This window comes from Actinoplanes lobatus, assembly GCF_014205215.1.
Lineage (GTDB): Bacteria > Actinomycetota > Actinomycetes > Mycobacteriales > Micromonosporaceae > Actinoplanes > Actinoplanes lobatus.
In genome coordinates this window covers 6,384,782-6,407,113 of record NZ_JACHNC010000001.1, presented here as the reverse complement: position 1 = coordinate 6,407,113, position 22,332 = coordinate 6,384,782, and the positions used below count along the sequence as shown (strand labels likewise).

19 protein-coding genes and 2 pseudogenes are annotated in these 22,332 nt (G+C 71.4%); 9 read left to right on the top strand and 12 right to left on the bottom strand.

The features are described 5' to 3' along the window. Positions 1–12: 12 nt before the first annotated feature. The 3 genes and pseudogenes from BJ964_RS29365 to BJ964_RS29355 all read right to left on the bottom strand — a co-directional run bounded on the left by BJ964_RS29365 (position 13) and on the right by BJ964_RS29355 (position 2,947). Positions 13–1,326 carry a hypothetical protein gene (locus tag BJ964_RS29365; RefSeq protein ID WP_188123705.1) on the bottom strand — a complete coding sequence of 438 codons (1,314 nt, stop codon included), beginning with the start codon at positions 1,324–1,326 and terminating at the stop codon, positions 13–15. A 109-nt stretch (positions 1,327–1,435) separates the two neighbouring features. Next, positions 1,436–2,353 (bottom strand): annotated as a pseudogene (locus BJ964_RS29360) (Ppx/GppA phosphatase family protein); the annotation flags it as partial. A 117-nt stretch (positions 2,354–2,470) separates the two neighbouring features. Beyond that, positions 2,471–2,947: a Crp/Fnr family transcriptional regulator gene (locus BJ964_RS29355; RefSeq protein ID WP_188123703.1), complete on the bottom strand. Its 477-nt coding sequence runs from the start codon at positions 2,945–2,947 to the stop codon at positions 2,471–2,473. A gap of 273 nt (positions 2,948–3,220) precedes the next feature. Between BJ964_RS29355 and BJ964_RS29350 the strand changes: the two genes are divergently transcribed. From BJ964_RS29350 to BJ964_RS29330, 5 genes are all read left to right on the top strand, one after another. Further along, on the top strand, positions 3,221–3,652 hold the full coding sequence (locus BJ964_RS29350) for an aromatic ring-opening dioxygenase LigA (protein WP_188123702.1): 432 nt from the start codon (positions 3,221–3,223) through the stop codon (positions 3,650–3,652). 178 nt (positions 3,653–3,830) lie between these two features. After that, the gene (locus BJ964_RS29345; RefSeq protein WP_188123701.1) at positions 3,831–5,138 is read left to right on the top strand and encodes a choice-of-anchor B family protein; all 1,308 of its coding nucleotides are present in this window, start codon (positions 3,831–3,833) and stop codon (positions 5,136–5,138) included. Between the two features lie 38 nt (positions 5,139–5,176). Continuing rightward, on the top strand, positions 5,177–5,998 hold the full coding sequence (locus BJ964_RS29340; RefSeq protein WP_229806790.1) for a hypothetical protein: 822 nt from the start codon (positions 5,177–5,179) through the stop codon (positions 5,996–5,998). Positions 5,999–6,062: 64 nt separating this feature from the next. Continuing rightward, on the top strand, positions 6,063–8,987 hold the full coding sequence (locus tag BJ964_RS29335; protein ID WP_188123700.1) for a glycosyl hydrolase family 65 protein: 2,925 nt from the start codon (positions 6,063–6,065) through the stop codon (positions 8,985–8,987). Positions 8,988–9,017: 30 nt separating this feature from the next. Further along, complete coding sequence (locus BJ964_RS29330; RefSeq protein WP_188123699.1) at positions 9,018–9,626, top strand: YdeI/OmpD-associated family protein; 609 nt, start codon at positions 9,018–9,020, stop codon at positions 9,624–9,626. On the opposite strand, the gene BJ964_RS29325 is transcribed toward BJ964_RS29330, so the two are convergent. Genes BJ964_RS29325 through BJ964_RS29295 form a run of 7 tightly spaced genes read right to left on the bottom strand, consistent with a single transcriptional unit; the run spans position 9,627 to position 18,129 of the window. Continuing rightward, complete coding sequence (locus BJ964_RS29325) at positions 9,627–11,099, bottom strand: protein kinase family protein (RefSeq protein WP_188123698.1); 1,473 nt, start codon at positions 11,097–11,099, stop codon at positions 9,627–9,629. A 20-nt stretch (positions 11,100–11,119) separates the two neighbouring features. Next, complete coding sequence (locus BJ964_RS29320; protein WP_188123697.1) at positions 11,120–11,956, bottom strand: protein phosphatase 2C domain-containing protein; 837 nt, start codon at positions 11,954–11,956, stop codon at positions 11,120–11,122. Further along, the gene (locus BJ964_RS29315; RefSeq protein WP_188123696.1) at positions 11,956–12,627 is read right to left on the bottom strand and encodes a vWA domain-containing protein; all 672 of its coding nucleotides are present in this window, start codon (positions 12,625–12,627) and stop codon (positions 11,956–11,958) included. Before BJ964_RS29315 ends, BJ964_RS29320 begins: the two co-directional genes overlap by 1 nt. A 1-nt stretch (position 12,628) precedes the next feature. Beyond that, entirely contained in the window at positions 12,629–13,441 is an 813-nt protein-coding gene (locus tag BJ964_RS29310) for a hypothetical protein (RefSeq protein WP_188123695.1), read from the bottom strand. Beyond that, positions 13,428–16,223, bottom strand: coding sequence for a hypothetical protein (locus BJ964_RS29305; protein ID WP_188123694.1), 2,796 nt, complete (start codon positions 16,221–16,223; stop codon positions 13,428–13,430). Before BJ964_RS29305 ends, BJ964_RS29310 begins: the two co-directional genes overlap by 14 nt. After that, a complete protein-coding gene (locus tag BJ964_RS29300; RefSeq protein ID WP_188123693.1) occupies positions 16,220–17,944 on the bottom strand; it encodes a hypothetical protein in 1,725 nt (574 codons plus the stop codon). Before BJ964_RS29300 ends, BJ964_RS29305 begins: the two co-directional genes overlap by 4 nt. Beyond that, positions 17,941–18,129, bottom strand: a complete 189-nt coding sequence (locus BJ964_RS29295) for a hypothetical protein (RefSeq protein WP_188123692.1) — start codon at positions 18,127–18,129, stop codon at positions 17,941–17,943. The genes BJ964_RS29300 and BJ964_RS29295 overlap by 4 nt, the downstream gene beginning before the upstream one ends. A 403-nt stretch (positions 18,130–18,532) precedes the next feature. Here BJ964_RS29295 and BJ964_RS29290 point away from each other — a divergent pair, with 403 nt between their 5' ends. Beyond that, positions 18,533–19,294, top strand: a complete 762-nt coding sequence (locus BJ964_RS29290) for a DUF899 family protein (protein ID WP_203832705.1) — start codon at positions 18,533–18,535, stop codon at positions 19,292–19,294. Between the two features lie 10 nt (positions 19,295–19,304). On the opposite strand, the gene BJ964_RS29285 is transcribed toward BJ964_RS29290, so the two are convergent. Next, positions 19,305–19,970 carry a nitroreductase gene (locus BJ964_RS29285; RefSeq protein ID WP_188123691.1) on the bottom strand — a complete coding sequence of 222 codons (666 nt, stop codon included), beginning with the start codon at positions 19,968–19,970 and terminating at the stop codon, positions 19,305–19,307. A gap of 82 nt (positions 19,971–20,052) precedes the next feature. Between BJ964_RS29285 and BJ964_RS48235 the strand changes: the two genes are divergently transcribed. From BJ964_RS48235 to BJ964_RS29275, 3 genes are read left to right on the top strand one after another with little or no spacing between them, the layout of a single operon-like run. Further along, positions 20,053–20,421: a PHB depolymerase family esterase gene (locus tag BJ964_RS48235; protein WP_229806789.1), complete on the top strand. Its 369-nt coding sequence runs from the start codon at positions 20,053–20,055 to the stop codon at positions 20,419–20,421. Beyond that, entirely contained in the window at positions 20,393–20,893 is a 501-nt protein-coding gene (locus BJ964_RS48230; protein WP_229806788.1) for a hypothetical protein, read from the top strand. Before BJ964_RS48235 ends, BJ964_RS48230 begins: the two co-directional genes overlap by 29 nt. A 53-nt stretch (positions 20,894–20,946) precedes the next feature. Beyond that, complete coding sequence (locus tag BJ964_RS29275; protein ID WP_188123690.1) at positions 20,947–21,645, top strand: nucleotidyltransferase domain-containing protein; 699 nt, start codon at positions 20,947–20,949, stop codon at positions 21,643–21,645. A gap of 86 nt (positions 21,646–21,731) precedes the next feature. Here the strand turns inward: BJ964_RS29275 and BJ964_RS29270 are convergent. Then, a pseudogene (locus BJ964_RS29270) lies at positions 21,732–22,297 on the bottom strand (metallophosphoesterase); the annotation flags it as partial. Positions 22,298–22,332 lie beyond the last annotated feature (35 nt).

The window sequence follows — 22,332 nt, the reverse complement described above, 5'->3', positions numbered from 1 at the left end:
GCCGCGATGGGGTCAGGCCGGGAACTCGTCGGGGTCGACGTCGGATGAGGAGGCGTTGCCGCCGAAGACCTCTTTCAGGCTGAGCTCCCAGATCGTGTACTGGCGGGAGGTGGTGGTGAATTTGAGGCTGTCGTCGAATTTGCTGAACGCGCAATCGCGGGTGAAGCGTTTGCCGTCCCAGTCCACGCCGCTGGCCAGGTAGACCTGGTAGGTGCCGTCTTTGATGCGGCCGGTCGTGACCTTCTTGTTGCCCCGGATGTAGACGGCGACGGTCGGCTTCTTGGCGCCCACCTTCACCAGTTTGACCACGGTGTCCACCGCGTTGCCGTTGTCGACTTTGAGTTGGCCGCTGCCACCGGTGATGCGGGTCAGGTAGGTCGCGTTGGGCTTGCGGCGGTTCTGATCCTTCGCCACGGCGGGCACGAAGGAGCCGAACCGGTACTTCGCGGCCGGGTCGGAGGCGGCGAGCGCGGCGATCGCGGTCCTCAGGTCGGTCGCGGCATCGGCGCGGCCGAGCGCGGCGGCGGCGGAGCCGCCGGTGCAGACGCTGCGGCCTTCCGCGGCCCCGGACACCGAGGACAGTTCGTCCGCCAGTGCGGAGAGCGCGGAGACGAGGTCACCGTGCGCGGTGCTGGCCGCGGCCGGCGCCGTCAACGCGGACAGCGCGGATTCCTGGGTACGGGCTGTCTCAGCCAGGGCGTCGGCAGCGCCGGCCACCGCGCGGGGCGTGGTGGCTGCCCGCAGGGTGTTGACGCCCGCGGCCAGCTCCTTGTCGGCGGCGTCCAGTGAGGCCTGGAAGGCGACCGGGTCGAGCGGCGTCGCCACGGCGGCGGCTTCCTCGGTCGGCAGGGTCGCGGTGGTGGTGGACGTCGTGGTGGTGCCGCCGGTGGTCTCGGTGTCGCTCGCTCCGAAGACGCTCGGCGCCAGGAGGATGGCGCTGAGCAGGACCATTCCCGCGGCGACGGCGAGGATCCGGGTCCGCGTGCTGAACCGCGACCGGGCGGGAGCGGCGAAGCCGGGCGGCGGGCCACCCGGCGGGAAACCGGGCGGCGGACCGTACCCGGGGAAGGCGCCGGCGGGAAGCACCCGGATGAGCACGGGCACGGTTCTTGTGGAGGCTGTGCCGGTGGCCGGGTCGACCCAGGGCAGGTCGACGTTCAGCATCACGCCGTCCGTGGCGCCCGGCGGAAAATAGATCATTGTGGGCTGACCGTCCGGGGGTGCGGCGACCGCCTTCGTCGCACCGCTCGCGGCCTCGGCCGCGGTCAGCTCGACGACGACGGGCGCGGGACCGCCGGCGGGATTGCCCCCCGTATTCACATCCATGCTTAGAGTATCGACGGCTCCGTCAACGTAGGCCATCCATGATCTTCAGTACGGGTCGTGGCTTCCGGTCGGTGAGGGGCCACCGCCGGTGGGACGGGGTCGGTACGCCGAGGGTGTCCAGCCGGTGCAGGATCACCCCTTCGCGCAGCGCCCAGGGGCAGATCTGCAGGTCACTGATCTCCAGTGCCCGCATCGCGGCCCCGGCCACCAGCGCGCCGGCCACGAGTTGGTGGGCGCGGCCGGGGCTCACGCCGTCCAGGTCGGCCAGGTCGGGTGACGCCATCCGGCTGATGAAGCCGAACACCTGCCGCAGCCCCACATCGGTGAGGGAGCGGCGGGTCCGCGGTCCGCTGCTGGACGGGGCGGCTCCGGCGAGCCGGGCCAGCGAGCGGAACGTCTTCGAGGTGCCGACGGCGAGGTCGTACGGTCCGGCCTCGCGGATCCTGCGGGCGACCGGGGTGAGGGCGGCGTCGAGGTCCGCGGTGAGTGCCTCGACGACGGTGCGGGCGGGCGGGTCGCCGGGTAGCCGCTGCCGGGTGAGCCGTCCGGCGCCGAGGGGCAGTGACAGTGCCACGTCGGGGTCCTCGTCGCGGCCGACCGCCAGTTCCAGGGATCCGCCGCCGATGTCCAGCACCAGCAGCCGTCCGGCGGACCAGCCGTACCACCGGCGGACGGCGAGGAAGGTGTAGCGTGCCTCGTCCTCGCCGGACAGCACCTGGAGGTCGACGCCGGTCTCGGCCCGCACCCGGGCCAGCACGGCCGCCGAGTTGTCCGCCTCGCGCAGGGCGGAGGTCGCGAAGGCGAGCAGTTCCTCGCATCCCGCGATGGTCGCGGTCGCTCTGGCCCGCGCCACGGCGCGCACCAGCCGGCCGGCGCCCGCGTCGGTCAGCCGTCCCGCGTCGACCTGTTCCGCGAGCCGTAGTTGCGTCTTCTCGGACCGCATGGGGTCGGGATGGCCGCCCCGGTGGGCGTCCACGACGAGGAGATGCACGGTGTTCGATCCGACATCCAGTACGCCGAGCCGCATGTCTGGAAGCTAACTCCGGGACGGGGGCACCGGGACGGACAGGCGGTGAGATTCATCGAGAGTTCGGCAAGTCTTCTTCCGGAAGCGGCGTTCAGCGCCCGGCAGGAGCACGGCCGGTCACAGCTCGGTACGGTGCCCGGCCGCCCGCTGACAGTCGGCCAGCCGCCGCCGTGCCGCATGCAACCGGTCCCCCATGACGTGCAGGAATCGGGTGGTGAGCTGGTAGCCCAGCCCCGGATCGCTCTGCAGCAGCGCCCGGACCGGCGGCCCGTCGAAGGTGAGCGCGTGCGTCGTGTCGACCGAGACCGCACCGAACTGCCACCGGTACGGCGGGAACAGCCAGGAACAGCCCAGCACCGCCGGCGACCGCAGCTTCTCCAGCACGAAGTAGCCGTACCCCGGCACCTCGCTGTCGAGATAGACATGGCCCGAGGTGAGCAGCCAGAACTGATCGGCCGTGGCGCCCTCCCGGAAGATCCGGTCCCCGGCGTGGAACGTCGACCGGCCGGCCAGCGGGACCAGCAGACTCAGCTGATGCCCGGTCAGGCCGTCCAGGAACGGCTGCCCGGCGAGCGTTTCGACGGTGATCGACATGGCCACTCCTCGAAATGGGCCGCCGGCGGATCCTTTCCCAGGTTAGGACCTTAGGCCCGGACCTGTCGGCCCTACTGCCGAGTGCCCCGGGACCGCATTCTTATTTGCGTAAGCCGACGATCGAACCCCGGCCGAACAGCAGGCCGGAGGGACCGACGAGGAATAGAACGATTACTTAACGGGGAGTTAGTCATGAGCGCAATGACCCACGAGGTCGGGCGGACCGTTTCTGGTAGTGCTGTTCGCAGTTCGCGTAAGGCCGCTCGCGGTTCGATGAGTCCTGTGCGCTGGATCGGCATCCTGCTGTCGCTCGCCGGCCTGGTCATGGTGGCCGCCGGAGCCACCACCTGGTTCACCGTGCAGTCGCAGCTCGCGGACGAGCGGATCACCGTCTCCGCCGACGCCGACTGGTTCGCCGGTGAGAAGATCGACGGCCCGCTGACCGCCTACTCCGAGGCCCAGATCATCGAGAAGCACGCCCTCAAGGCGAGCGGCGGCAAGACCTACGCCGAGCTCGACAAGGAGGACCCGGTCCGGGCCACCGTGATGAACGGCTCCTTCCTGCGTGCCTCGCTGTTCACCTCGGTCGTCTCGTTCGGCATCGCCGCGATGGTCGTCGGCCTGGGCTTCGTGATCTCGCTGGCCGGCTACGCGCTGTTCCTGATCGGCCGGCGCCCCGCCACCGACCCGGCTCCCCTTGCCTGACATTTGAGAATCCCAGAGAAGCGGCGCCCGGTGACCACCGGGCGCCGCTTCCGCATGTGCGCCTGCCAAACCGCCAAGACATTGACTGCTGTCGAAGTGCCGCTTAGCGTTCAGGCACGCATCCGGTGCGTGCCACACCCCCGCGCGCGCCGGCTCCCCCGCGCGAAAGGGCGTCGACATGCTCCGAGGCGTACGTCGCACCATCCTTGCCGTCACCGGATTCCTGCTGCTGCTCGCCGTCGCCGGCCCACCGGCCACCGCGCACGACCCGGACACCCCGGAGGGCCGAGCCGAGCAGGCGGAGATGCTGCGCATCTACCAGCCCACCTGGCGCAGCGGCGAACTCCTCGCCGGCGCGCCGATCACCTGCGTCAACGGGATGGCCGACAAGTACCCGTGCAAGAACGTCGACCTGCTCAGCTTCCTGCCGCAGTCGGCGCTGGGCGGCGGCGGCTCGTCGAGCATGTGGTACTGGACCGACACCCGCGACAGCAACGAGTACATCCTGTACTGCCGGTCCAACGGCGTCTCGTTCGTCAACGTGACAGACCCGTCGAACCCGCGCTACCTGGGCAACCTGCCGTCGTCGAACGGGGTCAGCTCGTCCTGGTGCGACGTCCGCACGTACAAGAACTACGCCTACATCGGCAAGGACTCGGTGTCGCACGGCATCCAGATCTTCAACCTCAACAAGCTCCAGGGCGTGACGACCACCCAGACGTTCACCGCGGACGCGCGGTTCACCGGCCTGACCAACAGCCACACGCTGCAGATCAATCAGAACACCGGTTTCCTGTACGTCTCCGGCGCGAACACGTGCAGCAAGGGCCTGACGATCTACGACATCAAGACGCCGCTCACCCTGACACTGGCGGCGTGCTACAGCCGTGAGGTCTACTCGCACGAGTCGATCGTGGTGACCTACGCCGGCCCGGACACCCGCTACACCGGCCGGGAGATCGCCTTCAACTACACCGGCCAGGGCAAGCGGTTCCAGATCCTCGACGTGACGAACAAGTCGAACATCGTCGTGCTGTCCAGCGTGACCCACCCGGGCGCCAGCTTCATCCACCAGGGCTTCGCCACCAGCGACTACAAGCACATGATCGTCAACGACGAGACGATCAGCACCGCCTCCGGCAGCCCGGACTTCGTCTACAACATCGAGAAGCTCGACGCCGCCCGGTACGTGGGCAGGGACAACGGCACGCGTGGCACGTTCGTCAACCACAACGGGTACACCGTCGGCAACCGGCACTTCCAGGCCTCGTACCGCGGTGGCCTGCGCATCCTCGACACCACGAACGCCGCCTCGGCCTCGCTGCCCGAGGTCGGCTACTTCGACGTCGACCCCAGCTCCAACGCCAGCGGGTACAGCGGCAGCTGGATGGCACTGCCGTACCTGAAGAACGGTGTCGTCGCCGTGCAGAGCATCGGCGTCGGGTTGTTCCTGGTCCGGCCGACCGGAACGGCGGCGGTCAGCTGACCGGCGCCGGATCGCGTCACCGCCGCCTCTCGGCGGCGGTGACGCTGGCGGGTTTCGTGGCGGCCGCCTACCTTTTCGCCGACAGCCGCGGCCCGTCCCCGGCGACGGTTCCGGCGCCGGCCGCCTCGGCGGTCGCCTATCACAGCGACGGGCTCTCCGACAGCTACGACGGCTTCCGGGTGGAGCCGCTGGCCCTGCCCACCGGCCGCGGCCCGGGCCGGGTGTCGCTGCGGGTCACCGGGCCCGGTGGCGCCGCCACCGACTTCCAGCAGGTGCACACCAAACCCATGCACATGTACGTGCTCCGCGACGACCTCTCCGCATATCAGCACCTGCACCCGGAGGTGGCCGACGGCGCCTGGACCGCCCCGGTGTCCATCTCCGACGGCGGCGCCTACCGGGTGTACATCGAGTTCGTCCCGCACGGCCGTCCGGCGGGCGCCGACCCCACCGTTCTCGGGGTCCCGTTCGTCATCGCCGGCGACACCAGCATGGTGCCCGTCCCGGCCCCGCGGGCGGAGGCACGCTCGGGGCCCTACGTCGTACGCCGTCTCGACGGCACCGCCGACCTGGTCTCCGGCACCCAGACGGCGTTGCGGTTCCAGGTGTTGCGCGACGGCCGCCCCGCGGTGCTCGAACCGTATCTCGGCGCCTACGCCCACCTGTCGAACTTCGAGGTGCGCACCCAGGGCCTCAAGCATCTGCACCCGATCCCGGCCGGCCCGGACGGCGCCGCCCCGCCCGACGCCGTCCTCGCGTTCCACGCCGCCTTCGCCGAACGCGGCGACAAACGCCTGTTCCTGCAGTTCCGGGCCGGCGGCGCCACCCACCAGGTGGCCTTCACCATCTTCACCACCTGACCAGCGGCGATGCCATCCGCTGGGGGTGATGGCACCGCGATCATGAGGGCCCATCCTGTCGTTCATGGGTGGTACGCCGGTGACCGGTCGGGACTTCGACGCGGTGCTCTTCGGCCTCGACGGAGTCCTGATCCCGCGCACGCCGGGCACGGCGGACGGGCCGGGCGCCGAGATCGAGGCGTTCCCGGGATCCATCGCCTGGGTCCGTGAGTTACGCGAGGCCGGTCTCCGGACCGCCGTGGTCACCGACCGCTCCGACCGCACCGCCGTTCTGGCCGTCGCGGGCCTGACCAACCTGTTCGACACCGGCGTCGACGGCCGGGCGGCACATGAGCTGGGGCTCTCGGGTGAACCGGGCCCCGGCATGCTCCTGGAGGCCGCCCGCTGGCTCGGTGCCGCGCCGGCACGCACGGTGGTGGTCGAGGACACGGCCGCAGGCGTAGCGGCCGGCGGGGCGGGAGGGTTCGGCCTGGTCATCGGGGTCGACCGGGACGGGGCCGCGGCGGCACTCACCCGGAACGGAGCCGACCTCGTGGTCGCCGACCTCGGTGAGCTGCTCGTCGCGGCGACCGACGACGTGCACCGGGCCGGGCCGAAGGAGCACCGCCTCCTGGCCGCCAGCCGCCGCCTGCTGGCCGCGGCCGGGGACTATCCGACCGATCCCTGGCGCATCGTCGAGCGCATGTACAACCCCGGCTATGTCGAGCAGACCGAGACGTTGTTCGCGGTGGCCAACGGCTTCCTGGGCATTCGCGGCGCCTTCGAGGAGGGCCAGCCGTCCTTCCGGCCCGCCACGCTGCTCAACGGCTTCCACGAGACCTGGCCGATCGTCTATCCGGAGAACGCGCACGGATTCGCCACCACCGGGCAGACCATCGCGCCGGTCCCGGACGGCACCGCCCTGCGGCTGTACATCGACGACGATCCGGTGACCTGTGAGACGACCGAGGTCCGGGAGTTCGAACGGGCCCTGGACATGCGCCGCGGCGTCCTGGACCGCACGGTGGTCTACCAGTTGGCCGACGGGCGGCGGTTCCGGCTGGTGACCACCCGGTTCGTGTCCCTCGCCCAGCGCCACCTGGCCGGCATCCGCTTCGAGCTGACCGCACTCGACGCCCCCGGACGTGTCGTCATCTCCTCGGAGATGATCCTGCCCCGTCCGGCGACGGAGACGGCGGCCTTCGACCCGCGGCAGACCCGGGCGCTGGACGACCGGGCCCTGGTGCCCGACGGCGACCGAACCGACGGCGCCCGGGTGATCCGCACCTACCGGACGGCGCGCAGCGCGCTGCGGGTGGCGGCCGGAATGGATCACGAGTTCGACACCGAGGTGCTCGCCCACCTCCGCACGAAGATCGATGACGACCGTGCCATCGTGGGGTTCGCGGGGGAGGTGCCGGCCGGCCGTACGGTCACGCTCACCAAATGGCTCGCCTATCACTACGGCCCGGCGACCGACACGGACCTGATCGAACGCGCCGCGGTGACCCTGCACCGGGCGCGGAGCACCGGCTATCCGGCCACGCTGGCCGCGCACCAGGATCAGGTCCGCGCCTTCTGGGATCGCAGCGACGTGGTCTGGGAGGGCGGGCCGGCCGCCCAGCAGGCGCTGCGTTTCAGCCTGTTCAGCGTCATGCAGGCCACGCTGCGCGCCGAGGGGCACGGGATGCCGGCCAAGGGCCTGACCGGGACCGGGTACGAGGGCCACTACTTCTGGGACACCGAGGTGTACGTCCTGCCGTTCCTGGTGCACACCTGCCCCGAGGTGGCGCGCAGCCTGCTCATGCACCGGGTGCGGATGCTGCCGGACGCCCGGCGCCGGGCCCGCGAGGTGGGTTGCGCCGGCGCGCTGTTCCCGTGGCGCACCATCGGCGGCGACGAGGCGTCGGCGTACTACGCGGCGGGGACGGCCCAGTACCACATCGACGCGGACATCGCCTACGCGCTCGACCAGTACGTCCGGATCACCGGCGACACCGACCTGCTGATGCGGCACGGCGCCGAACTGCTGGTGGAGACCGCCCGGATGTGGGCGCACCTCGGCTTCTTCTCGGAACGCCGGGACGGCAGGTTCGTGATCCACAAGGTGACCGGGCCGGACGAGTACACCACGGTCGTCGACAACAACCTGTTCACCAACATGATGGCCGCCGAGAACCTACGGCTCGCCGCGGACGTGGTGGACCGTCTGCGGGTGGAGTCGCCGCCGGATCACCACCGGCTCGTCGACCGCACCGGCCTGGTCGACGAGGAGGTGCGGGTCTGGCGGCGGGCCGCGGACGAGATCTACATCCCCTACGACGAGCAGGCCGGTGTGCACCTGCAGGACGACGGCTTCATGGACCAGGCGCCGTGGGACTTCGCCGGCACACCGCGCGACCGGTACCCGCTGCTGCTGCACTTCCACCCGCTCGTCATCTACCGGCACCGGGTGATCAAGCAGGCCGACGTCGTCTTCGCCACGGTCCTGCTCCCGGAACGCTTCACCGCCGAGCAGCGCCGCCGGATCTTCGAGCACTACGACCCGCTGACCACCGGCGACTCCTCGCTGTCCGAATGCGTACAGGCGATCGCGGCCGCCGACGTGGGCAAGTACCGGACCGCGGAGGAGTACCTGGTCGACGCCGCGGCCGTCGACATGGCCGACACCGCCGGCAACCTGCGCGACGGCGTCCACATCGCGTCGGCCGGCGGCACCTGGATGGCGCTCGTCTACGCGTTCGCCGGGTACCGCTGGCGCTCACCGGAACCCGAGTTCTCCCCGATGCTGCCGACCCGGGCCCGCCGGCTGCGGTTTCCGCTGCGGATCCGCGGGTCGGTACTCGAGGTCGACATCGAGGAGGAGCGGGTCACCTACTCGATACGCGACGGTGAGCCGCTGACCGCCCGGCACTACGGGGAGCAGTTCACCGTCACCGCGGCGGCACCGGTCTCCTTCTCCGGCCGGTACCGCACCCACGACGCCGGGCCCGGTTCGCCACCGCGGTGACGCCGGCATCCGCTCGACTACCCTGCCGCCATGGGGAAAGCGGAGCTGGAAGAGTTGATCGTCGCGGACGCCACGGAGCTGCGGGCCTGGCTGGCCGAGCACCACACCACGTCGCCCGGGGTGTGGCTCGCCCTGACCAGGAAGGGCGGCACGGTCACCACGCTCACCTGGCAGCAGGCCGTCGACGAGGGCCTGTGCGCCGGCTGGATCGACGGGCAGGCCCGCAAGCGGGACGAGCACTCGTCGTGGATCCGGTTCACCCCGCGTACGGCCCGTAGCTCCTGGTCGCAGCGCAACGTCGGCCATGTCGCCCGGCTGGAGGCGGAGGGCCGGATGCTGCCCGCCGGCCGGGCCGCGGTGGAGGCCGCCCGGGCGGACGGCCGGTGGGCGGCGGCCTACGCCCCGCCGTCGGAGGCCGAGGTGCCGGCCGACCTGCTGGCCGCGATCGCCGCCGTCCCGGCCGCGCAGGCCATGTTCGAGGTCCTCACCAAGGCCAACCGGTTCGCCCTCATCCACCGGGTCAACGCCGTCAAACGGGCCGAGACCCGCGAACGCAAGATCGCCGAGTTCGTCGCGATGCTGGCCCGCCACGAGACCGTCTACCCACAGAAGGCGAAGCCGCCCGCCGTCCCGACGTGATCATGGTCGCGCCGGGCTCCGGCGGTCGGACACCGCGACCGCGCCGCGCAGCGCGTCCGTGAGGTCGCCGATCGAACCCTGCGTCGGGGCGGCCAGGATCCGTTCGACCAGGGCGCGCAGTTCGGGCGTGAACCACGGCACCACTTTCGCCGGTGGTCCCGCCGCGGACAGGTCGGGTTCCGGATGGGCCAGCCGGGCGGTCAGCAGCGCGACCCGTACCAGGTCGCGCTGTGCCGGCGTCAACCCGTCGGGGGTCTCCCACAGCGGTTGGTGGATCCGCGGCGCCTCCCGGTCCCCCGCGGCCACCACCCCGTCGGTGTCGATCAGCAGACCGACACCGGTGTCGCCGCGTACCCCGTAGGCGAAGTTCTTCCAGGCCGTGTCGCCGTGCGCCAGCCCGAGCGAGTGCAGCAACTCGTGCGCGGCCGCCACGTCGCGGGCGATCTCGGCGCGCTGCCGGACGGTCGTGCGGCGGCTGCCGGTGTAGTCAGGCTCCTCGTCGCACAGGTAGTCACCGGTCTGCAGATCGCCGCCGACCAGCAGGAACGGTGCGGTGATCCGTTCGTAGAGGACTCCGGTGGCGGTGTCGCCGTCGGCGACGACCGCGACCGGCCAGAGCAGGATCCGTGCGGCGAGATCCCGCCGGTCCGGTTGCAGCCGGTTGATCCGGGACAACATCTTGAGGTACGGCTTGAGCTCCCGCCGTCCGTCGGCGCTGAACTGTTTGTAAACGAACGATCGAGGGTCCCCGTCGATGGTGGCGGCCCGGATGTGCTCGTGCCAGCCGATGGCTTCCTGGTGCCGGACCCGTTCGGCGGCCACCACGTCGAGGAGTTCGGTGCGGCCGCTGGTGGTGGACCCGTCCGCCAGCTCCCGCGCCCGGTCGGAGAGCGGTACGGCAACGCGGGGTGCGCTGGTGAGTTCGACGGCCCGCCGGAAGATGGGGGACAGCGCGACGGCGGCGGCGCTGAGCACGGTCGTCTCGGGCGCGGGCCCGAACATCAGCGCCAGGACCGCGCCGGCCACGGCGAGCGACAGGGTGTGGGCCAGCGCCCGGTCGCGGGCCGCCGGGTCCCCGGCGCGGCGCAACGCCCACCACAGCCACAGCAGCCCGGTCAGCAGGGTGGCCGTCAGGACGGTCGCCACCCGGTCGGTGTCGAGCGGTAGCCCGTCCCAGTCCGCGTTGACCTCGGCACGCCACACGGTGATCTGGGCGCCGAGCCAGATGATGATCAGCCCGCACAGGGCGGTGACCCCGTCGGACCGGGCCTGCCGTGCCCGCCGCCGCAGCTTGCGGGCGGCGGCGGCCGCCGGGTCGGCGCGACGGGCGCCGGAGTGTCCGGCACGTCTGGCGGCGGCGCGGCGGCGCAGTTCGGCGGCCGCCTGGTAGAGGTGGCCGGCCTCGTCGCGGCGGCGGCCGATCAGTCGCCGGACCGGAGCGGTGAGGATCTGGCCGGCCACGATCAGGGCCATCAGCCACCAGCCCGGTTCGATCACGTGGCGCCGACGGGCAGGTCGTGGTGGCCGATCCAGGCCACCGCGGCGGCGCGATCGTCGTCACGGTCGGGCCGGCGTACGCCGAGCGCGGCGAGGAAGTCCAGCGGGGTCGGCGGCACGGCCCACATCCGGGCGAGGAATCCGGTCGCCCGTTCGTCCGGATCGCCGCTCAGCAGCCCGTCGGTGGCGAGGATCAGCGTCTCGCCGTCGTGCAGCACCGGTTCCCGCAGGGTGAGCCGGTGGCCGTGCCCGGGCAGGGCGAAGGTGGGTGGGGCCGGCCGGCTCGCCGCGCGCGTGCCGAACAGCGGGGTGACCCGGCCGCCGCGCATCAGCCAGGCGGTGGAGTCGCCGACCGCGGCGACGGCGGCGGTGACCGCGCCGCCGGCCGGTACGGCGGTGGGGACGAGGGCGATGGTCAGCGTGGTCATCGGCTCGGCGACGTGGGTGGCGAGGCTGGCGTCGATGTCGCCGAAGATGCCGCGCAGCAGGGTGGGCAGGTCGGCGCCGGGGGTGTGGCGGGTCCGGCAGGATTTCACGGCGTACCCGGTGGCCCACCGGGCGGCGCGGCCGGCCGCCTCGTCGGTGCCGACCCCGTCGGCGACGGCGAGCAGGCAGATCCGAGCGTGCGGGTCGGTCCAGACGGCGAACGCGTCGTTGCCGGTGTGCCAGGGCCGCCGCTGTTCACCGGCGACCGTGCCGGCCCGGACGGTGAGTGCTCCGGCCTGGCCGCCGTCGTAGGCGAGCGCCGGCGGGACGGTGTTCACCGGTCCCCGGTAGAGCTGCGGTTCCAGCCAGGGCCGGTCGGTGACGCCGAGGTTGGGCAGGTCCGACATCACGGCTCCACCGGCTCGCCGAGAACCTGGCTGCCGGGCGGCGCGACGGTACGCGGTTCTCCGTGCACCACACTCGACACCACCGATTTGAGGATCAGCTCACCGAACCGCCGGATGGCCTCGCTCGGCTGGGCGGCGTGCGCGGAGATGTAGGCGGCGGCCGGGTCGGAGGCGAGCCGGGTGAGGGTGGCCGTGTGGACCTGGCCGAAGCCGAACGGGATCAGCCGCAACCGGCCCGCACCGCCGGCCGCGGCGAGCATGGCGTCGTACTCGCTCTGCCAGCCGCACCGCACGTCGCGCGACGAGTTGGCCTGCCCGTCGGTGAGCATGAAGACCATCGTGTCGGTGTGCGGGCCGAGAACCGGCAGGTCCGCCCGGAGCGCGGCAGCGAGCCGGTCGAACGCCGCGGCGAACGAGGTGGGCCCGCTCGCCTTCAGCTCGGGTACGGCGGTCGTCGAGTGCAGCCGGGTCAGCGGCAGGTCGACGGTGGCGTCGTCGGCGAAGGAGACCAGGCAGATCCGGGTCTGATGCCGGATGGTCGGGTCGCGGGACAGGCTGGCGAGCAGGTCCCGGATCACCTCGTTGACGACGGTGATCGCGGTGACCGGCCCGGCGGCGTGGGCCATCGACGCGGACCGGTCGGCCAGGATGTAGATCGGGAAGACCGGCATCTCAGTTTCCTTCCGGCGCCAGCAGCGCGTAGCCGGGGGTGAGGTCGCCACCGGCCATGCGCGGCGGTCGCACCACCTGGAGCACATGCCCGTTGGCCTGAGGATGGCCGGACAGCACCGAACATCGCGCGAGATCGATGTACTTGCGGAAGCTCGGGTCGTCGCGGCGGAACAGGTCGGCCTGCACGTCACTGCCGTTCTCGATCAAAACCCTCATCGTGTACGCGGTGAGCGCACCCAGAAGATCACGCCACAGCGAACCGTGCCGCGCCGACGGCAGGTACACCGACGAGACCGCCTCATGGGTCGCCACCGCCCACTGGTCGGCCGGCTCCGCCTTCACCTCGTCACGGATGGTGAGCAGGCGCAATCGGGCCAGCCACCCGGGCACCCGTTGGGTGGCGGGCCGGCCGGGCTCGATGAGCACCACCTCGGCGACACCGCCGAGCAGCATCGCGGCGGTGTCAGCGAGCCGGCCGACCGTACCGGCCGCGCCGTCGCCGTCGGTGGGGGGAACCGTTCGCAGCCCGGTGAGCAGGGTGGTCTCACCGGCACGCAGCGTCGGGAACTCGTAGCCGGACGGTGCGGTGAACTCCGCCGGGCGGACGCTGTCGACGCTGCCGGCCGCGGTCCATTCGGCGGCCAGCCGGGCCGCCATCGACCGGGTCAGCGGGTCGGCCTCGGCGAGCAGGCCGATCAGCGGGGCGACCGCACCGTCGCGGCGACCGGTGAACCCGGCCGCCGCGACCGGCTGCCCGAGCACCTCGCCGAGGTCGCGGGCCAGGTCGTCGGCGAGCGATTCACCGCGTGCCATTGAACGGGTCCTTCTCCTCGTCGAAGTGCGACGGCGAGTTGAGCCGCCGCTGGAACACGGTGCCCTCGTCCGCGGTCAGCAGTTCCTCCAGGCGGTCGACGGTCTGCAGTCGCGGCCGCTTCTCATGCGTACGCAGCACGCCGCCCTCGTCGATGGACAACCAGCGGTGCCCGGCCGGTATCTCCAGGAGCAGGTCGAACCGCAGGTCCGGGGTCCCGGCCGGGGTGGCGGCGTACAGCAGCCGGCCGTCGACGGCCAGCACGGTGCCGCCGGGATTGACCCGGGTGCCCGCGCTCATCAGGTAGTCGCCCGGTTCCAGGTCCAGGACGCCGATACCGGCGTTGACGACGTCCAGGCACAGGTCACGGACGAGCGTCCGGTCCCGGACCAGGTCGGTGGGCGCGTCCGGGGCCGTGACGGCCGGTTCGCCGTCGAGCACCGGGCGCGGGGTTCCCCGGCCGATCTGCAGGGTGATCCGTTCGTCCTGGTCGATCTCGAAACGCATGTTGATCCCCCGCCCGGCCAGCGTGCCGGCGAGCTGGTACTGCAGATCGTCCTCGGCCCACACGGTCACCGCGGTGCCCGTACCGCTGTGCTGGTCGGCGTCCGCGCCCGGGCTCACGTCGAAGCGGTGCACCAGGATGTGCGGGATCAGCGGGTAGGAGCCGCTGACGGCGTAGGCGGCCGAGCCGTGACCGGTCAGCGCGTCGCCGCGCCGGAAGATCGGCTCCGACCAGTCCGCGCCCTCGGCGTCGTGCTGGACGAAGAAGTCGGCGGCCAGGTTGGTGTGCAGCCGGGTCACGTCCACGCCGAAGAAGGAGCGGCCGTTCAGGAGGCCGGCGACCACCTTGGGGTCCTCCGGGTGCGGGCTGAACCGGCTGACCGCGTTGAGGTACATGCCGCCGAGCACCGTGCCGACCTTGCAGTAGGTCTCGTCGAAGTGCAGCTCGAAACCCGGGTCCAGTCCGTCGCCGGCGAACCGTTCCCGCAGCGCGTCCTCGAGCCGCAGACGCAGGGCCGTGCCCAGCATCGACCCGCCGGACAGCAGCACCGCGTCGACCGCCTGCTCGGCGTACGGGGTCTTGTCGCCCGTCGGCCGCAGCGTGTGCAGGCCGCCGGCGGCGATACCGGTGGCGAGCGTGGCGACCCGCAGCGCCACGTCGTCGACGATCGCGGCCAGGTCCTCCGCGGTGATCGCGATCAGCCGGTCGGCCTTGCCGTCGCCGTGTCCTTTCCCGAGCTTGTCGACCGCGACGTGCACGGTGTTGCGGTCGCCGCCCGTGCCGGTGCCGAAGACGACGTCGACACGGCGCGGCTCCTCGTCCCCCAGTCCGATCTTCTTGACCTGCTCGGCGGCTTTCCACAGGGTCTCGAAGGCGGTCCGGCGCTCGGCGCCGATCTGTTCCTCCACGCCCGCGAACTTCGTGGCGCTGTCGGGTAGCCCGTACCGCTGCTTGAGCAGCGTGTAGATGGAGAGGGTCAGCAGGTCGCCACCGAGATGCAGCCGGCCGCCGGAGGCGGTCACCTGCGGCTGGAGCCGGTAGTAACGGCCTGGGCTGTTGTTGCCGGCTCCGGGCGGGCCGACGTCCGCGACCGCCACCTTGACCAGCGCACAGTCGGTGGTGCCGCCACCGACGTCGATCACCAGCAGGTTCTCGTGCCATTCGCGGGCCGCGTCCCAGGTCTCCGGCTCGTCCCAGGCCCGGAATCCCTGCGGGCACCGGGCGTGCAGACGGAACGCCTCGACGCCCAGGACCGCGTCGTTGCCGAACCGTTTGAGCAGGTAGAAGCTGGCCGCGGCGGCCGCCTCGTCGATGCGCATGTCGATCTGCGACGCGATCTGGTCCTTCTCGAGCAGTTCGAGAAGCGCGTCACGACGGTCCGGTGGCAGCCGGGTCGGGAACGTGACGCTCAGCCACCGGGGCCCGGCGGGGAGGTCGAGCTCCTCGACGACGAGTTCCAGGAACCGCCGGTAGATGCGCGGGAACAGGTCGCGGCCGGTCATCCCGGTTCCCGGCACCTCCCGGTCGAGGTCGGCGAGGTACCGCTTGCTGCCCCGGATCCGCGACGCGTCGCCGACGGTCTCCTCGGCGAACCCGACGACCCCGTCGGTGACGACGATGTCGCTGCTCACCGCCCGGGTGGCGGCGAGGTGGTTGCGGGCCAACGGCGGCCAGCCGAGCACCTCACGCCACGCTCGCGCCCGTACGGCCGGGTCGAAGTCGGTCTTGGCCTCGATCTGCAGGGCCGGGTCGCTGTCGGCGTCGTAGGTGAAGGCGCCCACCTCGGCCGCCCGCCGCCGGGCCTCCTCCGGCAACTGCCGGGGGCGGTAGAAGACCGAACGGAGATCGTGCACGCCGCCGACGGTGCGGGTGCTGCCGAAGTCGACCGTCGCCGCGACGCCGACGACGGCACGTTCGGGCGCGACGGCCGGGTCCTCGGGTGTTTCCGGGTGGGTCATCACCGGCTCCTTGATATCGGTCGGGTCGAGGCGGAAAGCGGCCCGGGACAGCGGCGGGACGCCGCGGCAGCCCGGCTGGCGGCTGCGGTGGTAGACGACGAGCGTCGGTTCACCCGGTGTGCCCGTCCAGGGGGTCAGGTCCAGCCGGGTGGCTCGCCCGCCCACGTCGACGGCCGGCGCGAATCGGGTGGTGGAGACGGTCGACGCGCCGTCGAGCAGATCGACGCGTTCGACGACGCCGGGAACGGTCCCCGGCCTGAGGACGAGCCGGGCCACCTCGGCGGAACGGTGCAGTTCCGGGCCTGGCGGCTCGGCGATCATGTCGACGCCCGCCTCGGGGCCATCGTCCGCAGCGTGGTCTGGACCCGGCGGAGCTGGCGCTGCACCGTGTCGGCGGCGCCCCGGGCGGCCGGCTTGCTCAGTGCGTCGTGCACCTCGGTGCGGGCGAGTTCGGTCGCCGGTTTGAGCAGGTCGATGAGAATCCGCGCCAGCAGCAACGCCAGCTCGTCACGGACCCTGGCGACCTGCTGGAAGGTGAAGCTCGACGGGGCCGGGGCACGGCCGTCACCGAGGTCCACCCGTCTGCTGTCGGTCAGGACCCGGAACAGCCCCCGCGACAGCTCCACGAAACGGCCGGCCGGGTCACCGGTCGTCTTCCCCGCCCGAGTCCCGCTGAGCTGCCCGGCGTCGGCGTGCACCGCATCGAGGTACGGCCGTGCCCAGTCACGCAGGACGTCGTCCATCTCGGTGGTCGCGTCGCGGATCACGGCGCCGGCGACCTCGCCCAGGTCAATGGCCGCGAGGAGCGTGCGAACATCCTCCAGCGGCACCCGCAGCGATCCGTCGGCACGGAACAACCGGCGGATCGTCTCCCACTCCGGGCGGTCGTAGATCGCCGTGACGGCGTGCTCCTCAGCGACGCGGCGCAGGTCGTAGACCGGTTCGGGGTCCTTCTCCGACCGGTCCAGCAGGACCACGACGTCGCCGATCACCGTCGCCGCGTCCCCCGCGAGCACCTGCTCGATCAGCTCGTCGGCGCGGGCCAGCAGCCGCTGCTCCTCCATCTCGTCGATCCGCGCGTCGCCGGGATCGGCGAGTTCCTCGATCAGGTCGCGCAGACGCCGGGAACCGCCGTCGGCCAGGGCCGCCTCGACAGCCGCACGGAACTCTCCGGCGGTCGCACCCGGGTCGCTCCATCCGGCCGCGGCCCACGCCGCCCGTTTGGCCTGCGCCTCGTGCCATGTGGGATTCTCCGGATCGAACTCCCGCCAGGACGCCTCGTCGGCGAACGCCCACATGCCGCTGACCGCGGCGACCCTGGCCCGCCGGGAGCCGATCCGCCATTCGGCGAGACACTCCGCGACGGCCGCCTCGATGGTCCGTACCTCGTTGGGGTGCTCCGGCTGCTCCACCCGGTCGATCTTGGTGGCGACGAACACGCAGTTCGGCGAGCCGCGCAACACCGGCGGGGTGAACGACGAACCGCCGGTGACCGCCACGATGTTCAGCGCGATGTGGGCGAGTTCCTGCTGCCGGTCCCGGAACAGGTTCTCCAGCGCCCGGCCCTCACCGGTACCGGGCAGATCCACGAGCGTCACCGCCCGGCCCCTGGCCCAGGACAGATCCCAGACCTCGGCCGGGACCGGAACGTCGATCTCGATCCGCTGGATCAGCGGAGCGCCGAAATCGCCGATCCGGTCGCCGCCGGCCTTCTCGCAGCTGGTCAGATAGGTCTCCAGATCGTGCCGGGTCCCGAACCCGAAGAGCTCCGCACTGTGCACCATCCCGGCCAGGAGCGGCTGATTGCGGTGGTCCACCGTGGCCAGTTCGGTCAGGGTCCGTGTGTCGTCCACGCCGAGGCCGAGCAGGTCGCGGGCCCGCGCGGTGGCCTCGGTCTCGGTGAGCATCTGCACGCTACCGGCCCCGGTCGGCCTGTCGCCCTGGACCAGCCGCAACTCGGTCGGGGCGGCGGTCACCGATCCCGTCCCGATCCGCAACACGGAGCGGCGGCCCAACAGCAACGCCAAGGTGGTGGACTTCATCGACGCCACCGCCCGGCGGCGACGATCCGGATCTCGCCCCGCCGGATCCGGGAGATCCGGTCGACGACGTCTTTCAGCTCCGCGACCGCGTCCCGCGAATCGCCACGAAGTCCGGCGACATCACATTTCGCCAGTTCCTGGATCACCTTGTTGATCGAGGATTCCTTACCGCCGGATCTGCTCATTCCGCTGGCCGCCCCATTTCACCAGTCGCGGTTACTGAGTCTGGAAGCTAGCGGCCCCCCGGAGCGGCGCACAACGTGCCGGAAGCAGGCTCGCCCTACCGGGTGGCCCTCTCGCCGACACGGCCGAGCACACTCCGTCCGATGTGTCCCGACCGCGAACTGATCAGATCGCGCCAGGCCGGGTCCACTCCGGAACCGTCCCCGGACGGCTCACTCATTCGGCCGGTCCGCACTATTCCTTGATCGCATGTTCACGCGTAATAGCGACCAATCCATATTCGATCTTCCATGCTCCGTGACGATTCGCGGGACCGGGGTCCCCGCAAGCGCGCGGCACGCGTACCGATGAGTTTGGGTTCGACCGTCGGTCTATCAGAGTGACCCACTGACTCTGGAGGTAACCGTGACCGACACCAAGCCCGGCTTTCCCGCCGTCGCCGACCTGGCCACCTGGCAGGCCGCGCGCGACGAGCTCCTGGTCCGGGAGAAGGCGCACACCCGGGAGGGCGACGCGATCGCGGCGGCCCGCCGCCGGCTTCCGATGGTGGAATTCGACGGTACGGTCGAGGTCACCGGGCCCGGCGGACCGATGCCGTTCATCGATCTGTTTCAGGGCCGCGACGAACTCGTCGTCTACAAACACATGTGGTACGACGGCGCGCCGCACCAGGGGCAGTGCGAAGGCTGCACGAACGCCGCCTGGCATCTGCGGGACGCGGCCTACCTCAACGCGCGCGGGGTCTCGTTCGCGGTGGTGACCACCGGGCGCTGGCCGGAGGTGGCGGCGTTCACCGCGTTCATGGGGTACACGCAACCGTGGTATTCGGTGCGCGGTGTGGACGGCCCGGCCGGCGGCGAGATGGGCTATCTCACCGCCTACCTGCGCGACGGCGACCGGACGTTCCTCACCTACGCCACCACCGGGCGCGGCAACGAGGTGACGAATCCGACGTTCGCGCTGCTCGACATGACGGCGTACGGGCGTGGCGAGGCGTGGGAGGACCAGCCCGACGGCCGCCCCGAGGGGCGTCATCCGTGCTGGTACTGGCGCACGGAGGAGGACGGCACGCCGTCGTGGGGTCCGGCGAGCCGTCCCACGGCGCAGTGGACCCGGCCCGGCGTGACCGCGGAGGCCACCCTCGGCCGCGACGGCCACTGCCACTGAGCCGCCCTGATCACCAGCCCACGAAACGGACCGTCTCGCCCATGTCGGCCCGCCCCGTGCGCAGGGGCGGCACGCCGGGATCCTCGAAGCCCACCGAGACGCCGCAGAGCAGTGACAGTCCGTCCGGGGCGCCGACGATCCGGCTGACGGTCTCGCGGTACATCGTCCACATCACCTGCGGGCAGCTGTGCAGCCCTTCGGCTCGCAGCAGCAGCATGACCGTCTGGAGGTACATTCCCGCGTCCGCCCACTGGCCCGGCCCCATCGTGCGGTCGAGATAGCAGAACAGGACGACCGGAGCCCCGAACGCCGCCGTGTTGAGCGCGGCGATCCGCATCGGGCGGTCCGGGTCGTCGCGGTCGACGCCCAGCGCCTCATAGCGCTGGGCGGCGGCGGCCGCGAACCGGTCCCGGTACGGCGCCACCATGTCGGCCGGGTACATCGGGTAGTCCTGCTCATCGCCCGGATCCCCCGCCCGGGCCCGGGCTGTCGCCCGCCGTTTCAGCTCGGCCAGGGGCTCGCCGGTCAGGACGTACAGATGCCACGGCTGGAGGTTGCCGCTCGACGGTGCCCGCGCCGCCGCGGCCAGCACCCGGACAAGCACGTCCCTGGGCACCGGCTCGTCGCTGAACGCCCGCACCGACCGGCGGCTGCGCACCGCTTCGTACACATCCATAGCGCATCAACATAGATGAATGACGGGTTGTGGCGATCGCACACGTTCCGGCCTGGTTCACAGGATCGCAACGTTCGCGAGCATGAATCCCCGCAGATTGGGGTCGGTGCTGCTCGTCGCGGTGCTGACCGTCGCCAGTTTCGCCCTGTCTCCGCTCTCCCCCGTCTCCCCCGCCAGCGCGGCCGCCACGCTCACCCAGGTCGGCTCGTTCGGCAGCAACCCGGGCGCCCTGCGCATGTACTTCTACGTGCCGACCGGGCTGCCCGCCGGCCGCCCGCTGGTGGTGGCGCTGCACGGATGCACCCAGAGCGCCCAGGACTACTACAGCCACTCCGGCTGGCCCAAGTACGCCGACCTCTACCGGGCGGCCGTCGTCTTCCCGAACAGACCTCGTCGAACAACGCGCTGTCGACACCACCGTAGTGCCCGCGAACGCCACCGAACTGCGTGACCAGTGGACGAACGTGTGGGGCGTCCCGCAGACCGCGACCTCGACGGCGACGCTGCCGGGCTCCACCACTGTCGAGTACTACCAGGACGCCGTGGCGCTCTACCGGGTGCAGGGCATCGGGCACGGCACGCCGGTCGCTCCGGGCAGCGCCGAGAACCAGTGCGGCACGACCGGCTCGTACTACCTCGCCTCGATCTGCTCGTCGTACTACATCGCCCAGTCGTGGGGCCTGCCCAGCGGCACCACACCGCCGTCACCCACACCGTCGGTGTCGACGTCGCCGAGCACATCGCAGCCATGTTTCACCGCCAGCAACTATGCGCACACGGTCGCCGGGCGGGCCACGCAGTCCGGTGGCAACACGTTCGCCAACGGCTCCGGCCAGGCGATGGGCCTGTGGAACACCTTCGTCTTCCACACGTTGCGCCGAACCGGCCCGAACCATTACGTGCTCGCCGACGGTCAGTGCTGATCAGCCGCGAATTCGCGTTGCCCGATGACCTGCTCGGGCGGAAGGATGCGGTCATGATCGAGCCCGCGAACGTCCTGTTGTCCGGCATCGTCGGATCCACCGCCTACGGCCTGGCCGGCCCCGGATCCGACATCGACCGGCTCGGTCTGTTCGCCGCCCCGACCACCGCCTTCCACGGACTCACCTTCCCCGAGGATTCCGTGGTGTCGAAGAAGCCGGACGCCACCTTCCACGAGGCCCGCAGGTACGCCAACCTCGCCCTCAGCGGCAACCCGACGGTGTCCGAGCTGATGTGGCTGCCCGAGGACCTGTACGAGACCCGGCACCCGCTCGGCGACGAACTCATCGGCATCCGCACCGCCTTCCTGTCCGCGAAACGCGTCCGCGACTCCTATCTCGGGTACGCCACCCAGCAGTTCAAACGACTCGAAGCCCGCGGCGACGGCTCGTTCTCCGCCGACACCCGCAAACGCACCGCGAAGCACGCCAGACATCTTCTGCGCCTGTGCGTCCATGGCCTCGACCTGTACACCACCGGCCATCTGCGGATCCGCCTCGACGATCCGCAGCGCTTCCTCGACTTCGGCGAGCGGGTCGCCGCCGGCGACGTGGACATGGCCAGCCGGACGATGGCCGACTACGAGTCCCGTTTCGACACCACCCCGACGCCCCTGCCGAACGAGCCGGACCGCGCGGCCGTGGAGGCCTGGCTACGGCGCGTGCGAGCGCTTTTCTTCGACGCGGCCGGCTGATTGCCGATTCGGCGGATACCGAGCCGTGCGGGAATCCACGCGGTTCCGCCTGCCCGGGATCAGCCGCGAATCCCGGTTCCGGGTGTCTATGCGGTGGACCGGAGGGTGAGCAGGGTGATGTCGGGGTCGGCGCCCACCCGCACCGGCGGCCCCCAGAAACCGGCGCCGTTGGTGACGTACACCGGTGTGCCGTCGACCTCGCCGAACCCGGACACCACCGGCTGTTGCAACCCGACCAGGTAGTCGAACGGGAACATCTGACCACCGTGGGTGTGGCCGGACAGCTGGAGATCGACCCCGTACGGGGCGGCGTCGTGGACGGCGACCGGCTGGTGCGCCATCAGCACCACCGGCCGGCTCTGGTCCCGCCCGGCCAGCGTCCTCTCGTAGTCCGGCGGATGCGCGTACTGGGCGCCGGTGATGTCGTTGACGCCGGCGAGATCGATGGCCCCGCCGCCGTGGGCGATCTCGACGCGTTCGTTGCGCAACACCCGCAGGTCCAGTTCGGCGGCCGCCTCGGTCCAGTTCTCGGCGCCGACGTAGTACTCGTGAAGACCCCGTGCCGCCCGCGCATCCGGGTCAGCGGCAGCAGTGAGTCGCGCACCCGGCCGGGTTCCGAGGTGACCACGTCGCCCATGATGATGAGGAGTTCCTTCGGTGGCGGCCTCGAACGGTAAACAGAATCGC

What these genes read in the sequence shown, in the direction of transcription:
- BJ964_RS29355 (WP_188123703.1), bottom strand. Translation starts at nt 2,947, where the DNA reads ATGTCGATCACCGTCGAAACGCTCGCCGGGCAGCCGTTCCTGGACGGC.
- BJ964_RS29285 (WP_188123691.1), bottom strand. Translation starts at nt 19,970, where the DNA reads ATGGATGTGTACGAAGCGGTGCGCAGCCGCCGGTCGGTGCGGGCGTTC.
- BJ964_RS29315 (WP_188123696.1), bottom strand. Translation starts at nt 12,627, where the DNA reads ATGCCGGTCTTCCCGATCTACATCCTGGCCGACCGGTCCGCGTCGATG.
- BJ964_RS29365 (WP_188123705.1), bottom strand. Translation starts at nt 1,326, where the DNA reads ATGGATGTGAATACGGGGGGCAATCCCGCCGGCGGTCCCGCGCCCGTC.
- BJ964_RS29275 (WP_188123690.1), top strand. Translation starts at nt 20,947, where the DNA reads ATGATCGAGCCCGCGAACGTCCTGTTGTCCGGCATCGTCGGATCCACC.
- BJ964_RS29350 (WP_188123702.1), top strand. Translation starts at nt 3,221, where the DNA reads ATGAGTCCTGTGCGCTGGATCGGCATCCTGCTGTCGCTCGCCGGCCTG.
- BJ964_RS29305 (WP_188123694.1), bottom strand. Translation starts at nt 16,223, where the DNA reads ATGATCGCCGAGCCGCCAGGCCCGGAACTGCACCGTTCCGCCGAGGTG.
- BJ964_RS48235 (WP_229806789.1), top strand. Translation starts at nt 20,053, where the DNA reads ATGAATCCCCGCAGATTGGGGTCGGTGCTGCTCGTCGCGGTGCTGACC.
- BJ964_RS29335 (WP_188123700.1), top strand. Translation starts at nt 6,063, where the DNA reads ATGGGTGGTACGCCGGTGACCGGTCGGGACTTCGACGCGGTGCTCTTC.
- BJ964_RS29325 (WP_188123698.1), bottom strand. Translation starts at nt 11,099, where the DNA reads ATGGCCCTGATCGTGGCCGGCCAGATCCTCACCGCTCCGGTCCGGCGA.
- BJ964_RS29295 (WP_188123692.1), bottom strand. Translation starts at nt 18,129, where the DNA reads ATGAGCAGATCCGGCGGTAAGGAATCCTCGATCAACAAGGTGATCCAG.
- BJ964_RS29330 (WP_188123699.1), top strand. Translation starts at nt 9,018, where the DNA reads ATGGGGAAAGCGGAGCTGGAAGAGTTGATCGTCGCGGACGCCACGGAG.
- BJ964_RS29320 (WP_188123697.1), bottom strand. Translation starts at nt 11,956, where the DNA reads ATGTCGGACCTGCCCAACCTCGGCGTCACCGACCGGCCCTGGCTGGAA.
- BJ964_RS29345 (WP_188123701.1), top strand. Translation starts at nt 3,831, where the DNA reads ATGCTCCGAGGCGTACGTCGCACCATCCTTGCCGTCACCGGATTCCTG.
- BJ964_RS29310 (WP_188123695.1), bottom strand. Translation starts at nt 13,441, where the DNA reads ATGGCACGCGGTGAATCGCTCGCCGACGACCTGGCCCGCGACCTCGGC.
- BJ964_RS29300 (WP_188123693.1), bottom strand. Translation starts at nt 17,944, where the DNA reads ATGAAGTCCACCACCTTGGCGTTGCTGTTGGGCCGCCGCTCCGTGTTG.